We start from the raw sequence: 14894 nt of genomic DNA on the forward strand, positions 1-14894 counted from the left end.
CTGATTGGATATAAGGTCAGAAATTCGTCCTATTGTATCCAGACGGTCGATTTTAAGAACTACAGGAGATATTTTTGAAGAAACTTAAAATTTAAAAAAATGAAAACTCTTATTAAAAAAAATGAAACAAAAATTGTAATGATTTTTATGCTGGTAATGGCCTCTTTTATACTTACTTCTTGTTATGGAGATCCTGTAGTGATTGATCCGGAAGTAGAAACAGTTGTTAGTGATTTTTTGGGAAATGATGCAGTTAGTGTAGATAGATTTGGGAATGTGTATGTATCTGAATTTGGTCAGTTTGTGGGTTCTTCAGGAAATGGAACCAGTGTATTCAAAATATCAAAGAATGGAGAAATTACAGAGTTTATCTCGGATTTAGTGGGACCTTTAGGAAATGCAATTGATTCGCAAGGAAATTTTTATGTGGTGAACGGTAGCGGAGATGGAGTAGGAGATATTTTAAAAATAACGCCGGATGGAGTCAGAATAGTTCTGGCTTCTATAGAAGGGTTTCCTGCGGGATTAGCATTAGACAAAGATCGAAATATATATATATCTAATTTTGGCACACCCACTGTACATAAAATTACGACAGATGGAGAAATTACTGTCTTTGCATCAGATCCAAGATTAGCAGGTGGAGTGGGTATTGAATTTGATCGAAAAGGAAATCTTATTATTGGAAATTTTTTGACAGCAGATATTTTATCTGTTGATCCAGAAGGGAGTGTGTCTTTGGTAACTACAATTCCGGATATCGCAGTGGGAGGAGGACTGGGATACATAACCGTTGCGGGTAATTCAGTATTTGCTACAGGGATTGCAATAAATAAAATATTTAGAGTATCTCTTAGAGATGGAAAAATAGAAGAATTTGCAGGAACGGGAGAAGCAAGCACTATAGATGGATCAGTATTAGAAGCATCTTTTAATGGTCCTAACGGAATACGAGCAGATGTTTATGGAAGAATAATTTATGTTTCAGAATTTGGAGGAACAGGTGCAGTACGTAAAATCAGTTTAAGGTAAAACCACAGTGGATTAGGGAGATGCCATGATCAAAAAATTGTAAAGTTTATGTTGGGATATTAAGATTGGGAGGTGATCACATCCCAATCTTAATATCATACGATTTACGAATAAAAATTTCGCATCTAATGATATTCTTTTTCTACTATATTTTCTTCATAAAATGAAACAATAGCTATGGCTATTCTTTAATTTGATTCATCAATCTAGCGAAAAATCCTTGCCATTATTTTTACGAAATTCTCACCCGTAAATCGTATCAGACTATTTCTAATTTAAAATTACCCATTAAAACTCACTCTTCTTCAGTTATATTTCAAAATAAAAGATAGTACAGCTATGCTTATTTTTCTTTTTTGTCTAAACAAGAAATTGCCGTTTTCTATTTGAGTATTTGAAATCCTTTATTACAGTAAATGGTATAAAAAGTCATCTGAAAAATAATGAATAGGCTTAGTTTTTGTATATCAAGCTTATCAGAAGATGTAGAAATAATACATCCAGGAATTAGAAAGGGTTTATTAAAGTCGATCTTACATGAGACTTTAATATTGCGTATGATACCCGTCCTCAAATGAAATTGCTTACTAAAATCATTTCTTTCTGTTTTACACTACAAAATAAAAAGCATGGATAGGCTGCTATCTGTGAATTTTCGTTCTCGTCTCAATTAAAAAATGGTATGATTCAGTTTTCGATGATTTTATCTAAGGCTTTTATAATGAAGATTCTGCAAGGAAAAGAATGCCAAGTCTATGTAAGCTTCAGTAGTACGCTAAAAATAGCCCCAGACTAAGTAATCGATAAAAATACTTTCAAAAAACAACAAAAGGCAGGAATCCTTGTCAACAGAAAAAATAGAGGAAAATTATTAGGTTTTTAATGCTCATATTCTTCTATTTTTTGTAAGAATTATTGCAATAAAATATCATTTTTATAATTGTAGTACAAAGCTCTTTTTTTTCAAAAGGAAAAGTTAAAAAAAAACCTGCTATGGTATGTTTGGTGTCAAAAAAAGTACTTTCAAAGTTGTAGGAGTTGTTGTCTTTAAACTAGATTTTAGGTGTAAGTGAGTATTTGGAAATAATCCAAAAACCAGAAAATACTTTAACACTTATATGTGAATAATTAACACGTCGTTAGGGTAGGGTGAGAGCTGTCCATCTTGTTTATATTGTATATAATCATTTACAATAAAGCAAAAGTAACCTCTTAAAAAACTTTAATATTATGTTTAAACTAGCTATTAATTTTATAAGGACGAATATTTCGTCTCGATTATCTATTTTTATATTTCTTTTAACATGTAATTGTCTATTTCTTCAGGCCAAGGATATAGATTTTAATGCAGAATATGGTCATAGTGGTAATCTGATTGAAAAAATACAGAGAGCCATTGATAATGCTTCCAGTGGTGATGTTATTATTTTTAAAAGTCTTCATTATAATTTGGGTGGAGGTCTAGAAGTTATTACAATTGATAAACCACTTACGATACAGGGAGCTGAACCAGAAGGTTTTGATCCTTCTTTTTTTGGAGCCTCAGGGATACAAACCACTTTGGGGGATACGGTAACATTTGCTTTCCGTTCGGATGATATTGTTTTCAAGAATATTTCTATTGTCCGCAAGGATGATGGAGAAGCTGTTTTTGATATTCTTATTGATGCGCGTCACACTACTTATTTAGAGCCAAATCCTGAAACTATTGAGCAGGAGCACTACACAGGAATAAAATTCGAAAATGTAGTTTTAAATGGAGGCGCATTTGGAGTGCATTCTGGTAATGGTATTGGTGTAGAGATGACAAATACATCATTAGTCAACTGGCGTAGAATTGGATATTGGGCTAATAGATTTGGTCGATCAAAAAGTACGCCAAGAGGAGTATTTACATCATGTGTTATAACACCTAAAAAAGATGTTATTGGTTTTGATGATAGAGCTGTATCCTATGATGCAGGGAATTCTGAGTATCCAGAGGTTTGGGATACCAATGATACCACATTTGATAACTGTCAGATTAATGAGACTGGTATAGCAGTATCCAGATGTAAAAACTTTACTATTAAAAACACTACTTTTAATGATAGTACCGGCGCAGTAGATTTGGTACATATCGAGGAATTTTCGAATGATATAAGAGTTCAGAACAATATCTTTAATTGTTCTGTAGAAGATTTCACAAAACTTACAAGAATCTGTCAATTGGATAGAGAGTTACAACCTTCTTATAATATTCAGTTTACAAATAATAGGATCATTGGTACGTATGACTTTTTTATCTCAGCGTATGCATCTAGAGATATTACAGTGATAGGAAATGATTTTAGATCTGGAGATGCAGGGAACGAAAATTCTATTGATTTCACATATTACGAATCTAGAGAGAGAGAGCCAATTCCAGTAGAAATATTGTCTGATAATATTATTATTATGGGTAATCCAGGATTAGGATATTCTCAGAATAAAAATTTTAAAGTACAAATACCTAATGAAAACAACAATATATATGTTGAAGGATATACAGATGTTCAGCAAAATATTATTGAGCTTGATCCAGCACCTCCTGTTGTCGAAGACGGGATGTATGAAATTGTAAATAAGGCGACTGGGCAAAGGTTATCTGCAGCCAGTGATGGTTCAACATTAATGACGACAGATACGGCAGATGAAAACTCTCAATGGAGAATAACTTTCAATCCACCATATTCTTATCATATCCAGAATGTTGGGAATGATAAATATCTGGAGACTCACGTAGGATATACTGAATTTGATGTATTTACTGATCAACCTCAGACACTACAGCCTTTTTTAAATGATGTTCCTAGTGGAGATGCATTACCTTTTTGGAGTATCGCAGGTCTGGAAGGAAGTGAATATTTTGAGATTTTCCCAGGAGGGAATGAGCGACAGGCTGCGTATTCTGCAAATGATGATTCTAGTACAAACTTTGTATTCACCTTTGAGTTTGATATGTATTTTAGAAGAATAAAATTACCACTTACAGATGCCGAAAAATGGGAAATCAGACCTGTCATTGCTAGTCCTGATCCGAATCCTGATCCAAATCCAGGTATCACCAATTTAGCACTTAATAAACCAGCAACACAATCCAGTGAACTTTATGGATTAACAGCTTCTTTTGCTGTGGATGGTGACAGAGATAGTTTTTCTCATACAGATAACGATGCAAATGCCTGGATTGAGATTGATTTAGGTGACCAATTTAATATTAATGAGATTAAAGTCTGGAATAGACCGGATTGTTGTACAGATCGTTTGGGTGAGTATCAGGTATTTACTTCGGATGTGCCATTTGATTCAGAGGATATTGTTGCTACTGCGAATCAATCGGGTGTTGGAATTTTCTTTCAGGAAGCTACTGCAGCAAGACCTACAAGTGTTGGTATGGATGCAGGTAGAATAGCGCGTTATGTAAGAATTCAATTGATTGGAACCAATTTTTTACATCCATCAGAAATAGAAGTGATGGGTACACCTCTGGACTCTGGTAGAGATTCTGGAATAGATACACAGGAAAATGCTGTATCCATATATCCTAACCCTATTCTAAAAGGAGACCTGGTAACTGTTCAGAATACCAAAGAAGGAAAAGCAATTTCTTTAGTTGATTTTGCAGGAAGAACATTGGTTAAAAAAATAACTCAAAAAGGACAGACTACGATTGATACTTCTGATTTATCTAGTGGTGTTTATTTTGTCGTAGTAGACAAAAATATTACAAGATTAATGGTAAACTAGTTAAACGTAGATGAATTTTAATCAATATATTGAATTAGCCATTTAGCCACACTGATTAAAAACAAGATATAGTATATATTCAAGAATATGAAGTTATATACAAACAGGTTTACGTAGATCTGATCTGTTCAAATGTATTTGTAAATCAAGTATCTAAAAAATGAGTTATAAATAAACCCCATCTCTAAATATTGAGATGGGGTTTATAATTTTATGAACCCAAAACAAGCTATATAAATAAACTGTACTGGCTTGCATGATGTTTATATCATTTCAGATATACTTCCTGTAACCATTGATCCGCCATTAGGAGGATCTTTTTTACTCGATAATCGAGATTTAAATACTCCAAGGCTTGCCTTGAAATCAAAATCTTTTTTCAATAAATGCCTTTTGGGCTTGTCTCGAGGTAGTTTGTCTTCAATTATTTTAGCAGTTACTACAGAATCTTCTCTTCCAGTATTTTATACAATAGTTCTTAGCGGAGATTCAATAGCACGGTTTACAATTTGTAAACCAGTTGCCTCATCAGCATTCAGAGTTGCCAACGCTTCTCCATCTAAAGTTTTGGTTTTTGTACTCCAATTTTGTTGGTCAAAGCATTACTCGAGATGAGTTCAATAATAAGATATATAATTTCTCAAGATCTGATGTCATTTTTTCGTTATTTGTAACGAAATAAGGAGAAAAATGCCCTTTGTCAAACTACATTCCTTTTATGATGTCTACAGAAGTAAGTTAGAAATAGTCCCGCACTAAGTAATCGAGAGAAAAAATACCTTCAAAAAAAAATGTTTAGAACCTTTGTCAACAGAAAATATGGGGAAAAATATTAATTTTTTAATGCTAATATCCCGCTCTTTTTTGTAAGAATTATTGCGATAAAATATCATTTTAGGAATTGTAGTACAAAGCACTTTATTTTTTCAAGAGAAAATATCAAAAAAACACCTAAAAGTGGAGCATTTAATGCTAAAAAAGTGTAGGAATTTTTATACAAAAACTAGATTTTATCTGTAGGTGAGTGTTTTAAAAATAATCCAAAAAGCAAAAAAAACTTTAACATTTAATACATAAAATTAACATTTCATTAAGGTAGGGTAAGAGCTATTCGCCTTGTTTTAATTATACATGACCAGCTTAAAACCAAAACATAACCTCTTAAAAACTTTAATATTATGCTTAAATTAGCTATCAATTTTATGCAGACGAATATTTCGTCTCAATTTTCTATTTTTGTATTTCTATTAACATTTAACTGTCTATTTCTTCAGGCCAAGGATATAGATTTTAACAGAGAATATGGTCATAGTGGTGATCTGATTAAAAAAATACAGAGAGCCATTGATAATGCTTCCAGCGGTGATGTACTCATTTTTAAAAGTCTTCATTATAATTTGGGAGGAGGTTTAGAAGTTATTACCATAGACAAACCTCTTACCATACGGGGTGCTGAACCAGCAGGTTTTAATTCTTCTTTTTTAGGAGCCTCTGGTATACGAACTACGTTGGGAAACACCGTAACATTTGCTTTTCGCTCTGATAATATTATTTTCAAAAATATTTCTATTGTTCGCAAGGATGATGGAGAAGATGTTTATGACATTCTTATTGATGCACGTCATACTACCTATTTAGAGCCAAGTCCTGAAACTATTAAGCAGAAGCATTACAAAGGAATAAGGTTCGAAAATGTAGTTTTAAATGGAGGAGCATATGGGGTGCATTCTGGTAATGGTATTGGTATGAAGATGATTAATACTTCGCTGATTAATTGGCGTAGAATAGGATATTGGGCTAATAGATTTGGTAGATCTGATAGAACTCCTAAGGGAGTGTTTAAATCCTGTATTATAGCGCCCAAAATGGATATTATCGGTTTTGATGATAGAGCCATATCCTTTGATGCTGGAAATTCTGAGTATCCGGTAGTTTGGGATACAAATAATACCATAATTGATGATTGCAAGATAAACGAAACAGGTGTCGCTGTATCCAGATGTAGAAATTTCACTATTAAGAACTCTACATTTAATGATAGTACTGGAGCCGTAGATTTGATACATATCGAGGAATTTTCGAATGATATAAGAGTCCAGAATAATATTTTTAATTGTTCTGTAGATGATCCTCTGAAACGTACCAGAATCTGTCAATTGGATAGAGAGTTACAACCTTCTTATAATATTCAGTTTAGAAATAATAAAATTGTTGGTGCGTATAACTTTTTTATCTCCGGATATGCATCCAAAGATATTAAGGTTATAGGAAATGATTTTAGATCAGGAAACGCAAGAAACGAAAATTCTATCGATTTCACCTATTATGAATCTCGTGAGAGAGAGCCAATCCCAGCAGAAATATTATCTGATAATATTGTCATTAAGAGGAATCCGGGATTAGGGTATTCTCAGAATAAAAATTTTAAAGTACAAATCCCAAAGAATAATAGTAATATGTCTGTAGAAGGATATACAGATGTTCAGCAAAGTATTATTAAAATGAATTCACCTGCACCTGCAGTTGAAGATGGAATATATGAAATTGTGAATAAAGCTAATGGGCAAAGGTTATCTGTTTCAAATAATGGTTCGACCTTAATGACCACTAATAGAGCAAATACGAACTCTCAATGGAAAATAACTTTCAATCCACCGTATTCTTATTATATCCAGAACGTAGGAAATGATAAATATCTGGAGACTCACGTAGGATATACTGAGTTTGATGTATTTACTGATCAACCTCAAGCACTACAGCCTTTTTTAAATAATGTTCCTAGTGGCGATACATTGCCTTTTTGGAGTATCGTAAGCTTGGAAGGAAGTGATTATTTTGAGATTTTCCCTGGAGGGAATGAGCGTCAGGCAGCATATTCTGCAAATGATGATTCTAGTACGCGTTTTGTGTTTACTTACGAGTTTGATAGATATTTTAGAAGAATAAAATTACCTCGGACAGATTCCGAAAAATGGGAAATCAGACCTGTTAGTGGTAATCCTGATCCTGATCCTAACCCAAACCCAGGAATCACCAATTTAGCACTTAATAAACGAGCAACGCAGTCCAGTGGACTTTATGGATTAACAGCTTCTTTTGCTGTGGATGGTGACAGAGATAGTTTTGCTCATACTGATAATGATGCAAATGCCTGGATAGAGATTGATTTAGGTGCGCAATTTAATATTAAAGAGATTAAAGTATGGAATAGACCAGATTGCTGTGCAGACCGGTTGAGTAAATATCAGATATTTACTTCGGATGTGCCATTTGATTCTAAGGATATTGTTACTACTGCGAATCAACCAGGGGTAGGAGTTTTCTTTCAGGAGGCTACTGCGGCAAGACCTACAAGTGCTGGTATGGATGCAGGTAGAATAGCGCGTTATGTAAGAATTCAATTGATTGGAACCAATTTTTTACATCCATCAGAAATAGAAGTGATGGGGACACCTCTGGACTCTCGTAGATACGCAGGAATAGATACACAGGAAAAAATTATATCTATATATCCTAACCCTATTTTAAAAGGAGATTTAGTAGCCGTTCAAAATACCAAAGAAGGAAAAGCGATTTCTTTAGTTGATTTTGCAGGAAGAACATTAGTTAAAAAAATAACTCAAAAAGGGCAGACTACAATTGATACTTCTGATTTATCTAGTGGTGTTTATTTTGTCGTGGTAGACAAAAATATTACAAGATTAATGGTAAACTAGTTAAACGTAGATGAATTTTAATCAATATATTGAATTAGCCATTTAGCCACACTGATTAAAAACAAGATATAGTATATATTCAAGAGGATGAAGTTATATACAAACAGATATACGTAGATCTGATCTGTTAAATGTATTTGTAAATCAAGTATTTAAAAAGTGAGTTATAAATAAACCCCATCTCTAAAAATTGAGATGGGGTTTATAATTTTATGAATCCAAAACAAGCTATATAAATAACCTGTACTGGCTTGCCTGACGTTTACATCATTCCAGGCATACCTCCACCCATTGGCGGCATTCCGCCTCCACCAGCAGGGGCATCTTCTTTAATGTCAGTTAATGCACATTCTGTTGTAAGGATCATTCCTGATACAGAAGCTGCATTTTCTAAGGCGATACGCGTTACTTTTTTAGGATCGATGATTCCAGCCTTTAACATATCTACATATTGATCAGTTTTAGCATCGTACCCAAAATCTTTTTTACCTTCAATTACTTTAGCAATTACTACAGAACCTTCTCCACCAGCATTTTCTACAATAGTTCTTAGCGGAGATTCAATAGCACGGTTTACAATTTGTACACCAGTTGCCTCATCAGCATTTTCAGTTTTAACTTTATCTAATACTGCTTTTGCTCTTACTAAGGCGACACCACCACCGGCAACAATGCCTTCTTCTACAGCTGCTCTGGTAGCATGAAGTGCATCATCTACACGATCTTTCTTTTCTTTCATTTCTACTTCAGAAGCAGCACCTACGTATAATACAGCTACACCTCCAGCTAGTTTAGCTAAACGTTCTTGTAACTTTTCTTTATCATAATCAGAGGTAGTAGTTTCGATTTGAGCCTTGATCTGATTTACTCTGTTTTTGATTAATTCTTCTTCACCAGCTCCATTTACAACAGTAGTATTGTCTTTGTCAATCGCTACTTTTTCTGCAGTTCCAAGGTGTTCTATAGTTGTATTTTCTAAGGTGAATCCTCTTTCTTCAGAGATGACAGTACCTCCTGTGAGGATAGCAAGGTCTTCTAACATTGCTTTACGTCTATCTCCAAATCCTGGAGCTTTTACAGCAGCAATTTTTAGCGCACCCCGTAGTTTATTTACCACTAGAGTTGCCAATGCTTCTCCATCTACATCTTCTGCAATGATTAAAAGAGGTTTCCCAGTCTGAGCTACAGGCTCTAGAACAGGCAATAAATCTTTCATTGCAGAAATTTTCTTATCATATAATAAGATATATGGATTCTCAAGATCTGATGTCATTTTTTCGCTATCAGTAACGAAATACGGAGAGAGATACCCTCTGTCAAACTGCATTCCTTCTACGATATCTACAGTAGTATCTGTTCCTTTTGCCTCTTCTACGGTAATCACACCTTCTTTACCCACTTTTTCAAAAGCCTGAGCAATAAGATCTCCTATAGTTCCGTCATTATTAGCAGAGATTGCAGCTACCTGCTTTATTTTATCAGTAGAGCTTCCTACTTCTTTGGTTTGTTTTTCCAGATCCGCTGTGATCGCTTCTACTGCTTTATCAATGCCTCGTTTAAGATCCATTGGGTTAGCACCTGCGGCAACGTTTTTAAGACCTTCTTTAACAATAGCTTGAGCTAATACAGTTGCAGTTGTAGTACCGTCTCCTGCAAGATCATTTGTTTTAGAAGCAACTTCTTTTACCATTTGCGCTCCCATATTCTCCAGAGCATCTTCTAATTCTACTTCTTTTGCTACAGAAACTCCATCTTTAGTCACCTGTGGAGCTCCAAAAGATTTACTAATAATTACATTACGACCTTTAGGTCCTAACGTTACTTTTACTGCATTTGCCAATGCATCTACACCACGTTTGATTCCGTCACGTGCTTCTATGTCAAATTTTATGTCTTTAGCCATAATATTTTTTAATTTGTTTTTTTTTGATTCAGTTTTTAAACAATTGCCAGGATGTCGTCCTCACGCATAATTAGATAATCGTTACCATCTAATTTTAGCTCGGTACCAGAGTACTTCCCGTATAGTACGGTGTCTCCTACTTTAACGGTCATTTCATGGTCTTTTTTGCCATTACCTACAGCGGCAACCTTACCTTTTTGCTGTTTTTCTTGTGCTGAATCAGGGATATATAATCCTGATGCCGTTTGCGTTTCCGCAGGAAGAGGCTCTACAACCACGCGATCTGAAAGAGGTTTAATATTTACTCCCATTATGATTAGTTTTATGTTTTAAAGATTAAAAAAAATATTTAATAAAGCTTCTATTTCAGAAATTGTGCCAGTGAAGTTATACTGACAAATTGAAACAAAAAATGCCGACTATATGACAAGTCGGCATTTTGTATTGGGTTTTTGTGAGAATTATTCTTCTGGAGTGTCATCTGCTGCTGCTGGAGCAGGTGTGTCAATTACTTCTACATCATTAGTATCAATGCTAGAATCCTGATTTGCATTTCCACTCATAAGGTCAATATTAGATAATAAAATAAGCACTAGTAATAAAGTAGCAAGTGCCCAGGTACTTTTATCTAAAAAATCAGTAGTTTTTTTTACGCCACCTAGCTGTTGAGTACCTCCACCACCAAAAGAAGATGATAGTCCACCACCTTTAGGGTTTTGAACCATAATTACTACAATGAGTAAAAATGATACAATTACTATTAGTATTAAAAAGATTGAAAACGTTGTCATTATATTTTTTATTTATTTTCTTGTATTTTTTTTATTGCTCGAATTTGGTCTGCAAAGAAACCACTTTTTTCGGGATTTTTCAAAATTAATATTTGATATGCCTGAATTGCATTTTTGTATTTTTTTTGAGCCAGATATACTTTTGCCAAAGTTTCTGTCATCATCTCATCTGCTGGAGGAGAATGTTCTTTTGCAAGATTGCGGGTGGGAGCACTTTTATCTGCAGGTTTGATTTTGGGATTGTTGGTTATAAATTCATCGATTAAGTTGAATTTATGCTTTTGTTCAGATAGCTTTCCATCTCCTTCTACAATTTCCGGCTCTTCATTCTTGTCTATACTTTTTTCATCAGCATTTCTTATTATAGGTTGTAAAGAGCTTATTTTTAGCCATTCAGAAAAAGAATGTGTTTCTTTTTTGTCAAACTCCAATGGTTTGTCAATCTCTAATGTTTGCTCAGGGCTTTCTTCAGGTTCAGGAGCTGAGAGGGACTTGTTTTTTTCAAACTGATTTATTAATGCTTCTGCAACAGTAGTATGATGATCGATACTGGTATTTTCCTCTTTAGATGAAAACAAAGAGGGGTCTAATACTTCTTCTGCCTCTTCTATTTTCATAGTAACGGCATCATCAATAGAAATCCGTTGTAACATCTTTACTTCTTCGGGATCTATTACATCAATATCGATATTGTTCTTTTTTTCTGAAAGAAGAGATGGTGTTTTACTATCAAAAAGAGAAGAAGTGATAAAATCAAACAAAACACTTCTGTCTGTTGTATATGCAGCTGTGGTTTTTAATTCTTGATTGTATCTAAAACTTTCTTGATCTTTTAACCCTTTTAGTACTAATGATCGTATGGATTGAAAATAGGGAAACTCTTTACTGAGTTTTTCTAAACTATGCGTATGCTCTACGGTAAGTAACGTAGGGTTTTGTAACAGATATGTAAGTTCTTTAGTGTTCAAAAAATAATTTATCTAATTACCATTTTGCTAAGGTAGCGTTTAGGATATCTTGTGTGATTCTGTCATATATTATTTGTATAGCTTCTTCTCGTACTGCTGTTTCTGATTGAGCTGCTGGATAATCAAAAAAGAAAGAAAAACGTTGTTCTAAGTCTTCTTTAGGGTCTTTTGAGTCATAAAAGCGCACATTTATTGCAATGGTAAGTCGGTTCTGAGCAGCAGTGTTTTCTGATGTAGCATTTGTAGGAGCTATATAGTATTGTACAATCTCTCCTTCATATAAAAGGTCTCCATTAGAGGTAACCAGATTTAGATTTGTTTGATTAAGAATTAAGTCCTGTAATTGATTGGTAAACGTCTGATCAATTCCCGGAATAATAATAGGTGCCTGATTCTGAAAAAAGCCAACCTGAAATGAGGTTGCAGTTGTATTGATACCACTAAATGAGTATGCGCCACATCCTTGTAGTAAAGAAATACTTATTAGTAATACAATCGCATGTTTTAATCTAATCATTGGTGTTTGTAATTTCTTAATTATTTTAATTCTGTATGGAAAAAATGATGTGTTTTTTTTATTGTTTTTTGAATAGCCAAAATTATTTACTGAAACTTTATAAATCATATTGTTTAATTTTCCTATATAAAGTTCGCTCACTGATACCCAATTCTTCTGCAGCTGCTTTGCGTTTACCACGATGACGCTCCAGTGATTTTCTGATCAATTCTAATTCTTTATCATGCAATGATAATGTTTCTTCTTCTTCGATTTCTTCTGCAAAATGATATTTGTCATCTTCTTTTTGAGGAATAACAGGAGAAGTTATTTGTAATACTTCTGTTGTAGGTTTGACAGGTTGCTTATCAAAACGTATCGGCTGGTCATCTTCATCTTCATCTCTGTAAATTTTTCTAATTAACCCTTCATTTTCTTTTTGAACTTCTTTAGAATTATCGCTTTGCATTAATTCCATAGTTAACTTTTTGAGATCATTAAGATCGTTTTTCATATCAAAAAGTACTTTGTATAATATCTCTCTCTCGTTGCTGAAATCACTATCCTTTTTATCAGAAGAGATTACTGCTGGTAAATTGCTTCCTATATTAGGGAGGTATCCTCTCAAGGTATTAGCAGTAATAGTTCTGTTTTGTTCAAGGACTGAAACTTGCTCTGCAATGTTGCGCAATTGTCTGATATTACCACTCCAATGATATTTCTCTAATAATAATATGGCTTCTTCTTCTAAACGAATAGTAGGCATTTTATATTTTGTTGCAAAATCAGAAGCAAATTTCCTAAATAACAGATGGATATCTTCTTCTCGATCTCGCAGGGGAGGTAATAGAATCTCTATGGTACTTAAACGATAGTATAAGTCTTCACGAAATCTCTCTTTCTTAATAGCTTCAAACATATTAACATTAGTAGCTGCTACAATTCTGACATCAGTTTTTTGCACCTTAGAAGAACCTACTTTAATAAATTCACCATTTTCCAGTACTCTTAATAGCCGTACCTGAGTGGTTAATGGTAGTTCTCCTACTTCATCGAGAAATATTGTTCCACCATCAGCTACCTCAAAGTACCCATTTCTGGTTGATGTTGCTCCTGTAAAAGCTCCTTTTTCGTGACCAAATAGTTCACTGTCAATCGTTCCTTCCGGGATAGCTCCACAATTGACAGCAATGTATTTGCCGTGTTTGCGATGGGATAGTGAGTGTATAATTTTAGGAATACTTTCTTTACCTACACCACTTTCTCCTGTTACCAGAACCGAAATATCTGTAGGAGCAACCTGAATTGCTTTTTCTACAGAACGGTTTAGTTTAGGGTCATTACCTATAATCCCAAATCTTTGTTTTGTAGCTTGAACTGATTCCATTTGTTTTAATAATATTTAAAAATTAGTTGACTTAATTGATCCCCATTTTGATTAAAAACAGTCTCTTTGATTGGATAATTTCTGTTATTGTATTCTAGGACAATTTTATTGTTTGATTGAGGGACATTTATTCGGTTATTAGACCCTAAGTCAGATAACATAGTTGTTAAAGAACCAGAGTAAGTGCGTTCTAAGATTTTATTAATAAAATTAATTTTGTCACCTTCTGCTCTAGGGTTTCTTCTGTTATCATATTTATAAGTGCCTGATTTATTAAGAAAATCTTCTCCAATAGATATGATATTTTTGTGCAGATTTCCATTAATATATATATAGCTTTCTTCAAAAACAATTTCCTCAGAGCTTAAATTTATAGTTTGAAATCTTTTTAAAACTTCATAAGTATCATCTTCAAATGTGAAAACGAATTTATGTTCTTGGTTTTCGGTAGTTATTATATTTGAATCATATGAATAAATTAACACGGGTTCTTCATATTGGTTATTAGAAGACGGTTTAATTTTTATTATTTTACCTGATTCGTCATAAACATATTCTCTAATTCTTTCGGTTTGCCCTAATAAAGAAAAATAGGTGGATCTTCTATTTTTTTCATTATAAGTTATATCGAAAGTCACTAAACTATCTTCGTTATTAATAGATTGATTATTTACAAATTGTCCTTTCTCATTATATTTAGAATGGGATGTTTCGGATTCAATTTTTTTAAGTATCAACGGGTCATCATTAAATGATCCATCATTACTATCACAAGACAATAGTAAAGTAATAATGAAAAAAGTTATTAATGTCTTTATGTGTATCTTCATTCT

Annotated in this window: 10 protein-coding genes; 3 read left to right on the forward strand and 7 right to left on the reverse strand. The window is 33.5% G+C overall.

What is annotated here, in order from left to right:
- Nucleotides 1-99 precede the first annotated feature (99 nt).
- The 3 genes from F0000_RS08720 to F0000_RS08730 all read left to right on the forward strand — a co-directional run bounded on the left by F0000_RS08720 (nt 100) and on the right by F0000_RS08730 (nt 8516).
- Nucleotides 100-1032 (forward strand): hypothetical protein, encoded by a 933-nt coding sequence (locus tag F0000_RS08720; protein WP_149624333.1) that lies wholly within the window; start codon nt 100-102, stop codon nt 1030-1032.
- Nucleotides 1033-2262: 1230 nt separating this feature from the next.
- The gene (locus tag F0000_RS08725; protein ID WP_149624334.1) at nt 2263-4800 is read left to right on the forward strand and encodes a discoidin domain-containing protein; all 2538 of its coding nucleotides are present in this window, start codon (nt 2263-2265) and stop codon (nt 4798-4800) included.
- A 1178-nt stretch (nt 4801-5978) separates the two neighbouring features.
- Nucleotides 5979-8516: a discoidin domain-containing protein gene (locus F0000_RS08730; protein WP_149624335.1), complete on the forward strand. Its 2538-nt coding sequence runs from the start codon at nt 5979-5981 to the stop codon at nt 8514-8516.
- A gap of 262 nt (nt 8517-8778) precedes the next feature.
- Here F0000_RS08730 and groL read toward each other — a convergent pair whose 3' ends face one another.
- From groL to F0000_RS08765, 7 genes are all read right to left on the reverse strand, one after another.
- On the reverse strand, nt 8779-10419 hold the full coding sequence (groL, locus tag F0000_RS08735; protein WP_149624336.1) for a chaperonin GroEL: 1641 nt from the start codon (nt 10417-10419) through the stop codon (nt 8779-8781).
- Between the two features lie 35 nt (nt 10420-10454).
- A complete protein-coding gene (groES, locus tag F0000_RS08740) occupies nt 10455-10730 on the reverse strand; it encodes a co-chaperone GroES (protein ID WP_149624337.1) in 276 nt (91 codons plus the stop codon).
- Between the two features lie 150 nt (nt 10731-10880).
- Nucleotides 10881-11210, reverse strand: a complete 330-nt coding sequence (secG, locus tag F0000_RS08745) for a preprotein translocase subunit SecG (protein WP_149624338.1) — start codon at nt 11208-11210, stop codon at nt 10881-10883.
- 8 nt (nt 11211-11218) lie between these two features.
- Nucleotides 11219-12178 carry a hypothetical protein gene (locus F0000_RS08750; RefSeq protein WP_149624339.1) on the reverse strand — a complete coding sequence of 320 codons (960 nt, stop codon included), beginning with the start codon at nt 12176-12178 and terminating at the stop codon, nt 11219-11221.
- 16 nt (nt 12179-12194) lie between these two features.
- A complete protein-coding gene (locus F0000_RS08755; protein ID WP_368668080.1) occupies nt 12195-12803 on the reverse strand; it encodes an LptE family protein in 609 nt (202 codons plus the stop codon).
- Complete coding sequence (locus tag F0000_RS08760; protein ID WP_149624340.1) at nt 12793-14061, reverse strand: sigma 54-interacting transcriptional regulator; 1269 nt, start codon at nt 14059-14061, stop codon at nt 12793-12795. The genes F0000_RS08755 and F0000_RS08760 overlap by 11 nt, the downstream gene beginning before the upstream one ends.
- 5 nt (nt 14062-14066) lie before the next feature.
- Nucleotides 14067-14891: a hypothetical protein gene (locus tag F0000_RS08765; RefSeq protein ID WP_149624341.1), complete on the reverse strand. Its 825-nt coding sequence runs from the start codon at nt 14889-14891 to the stop codon at nt 14067-14069.
- Nucleotides 14892-14894: the final 3 nt, after the last annotated feature.

It is taken from the genome of Aquimarina sp. RZ0 (genome assembly GCF_008370685.1).
Lineage (GTDB): Bacteria > Bacteroidota > Bacteroidia > Flavobacteriales > Flavobacteriaceae > Aquimarina.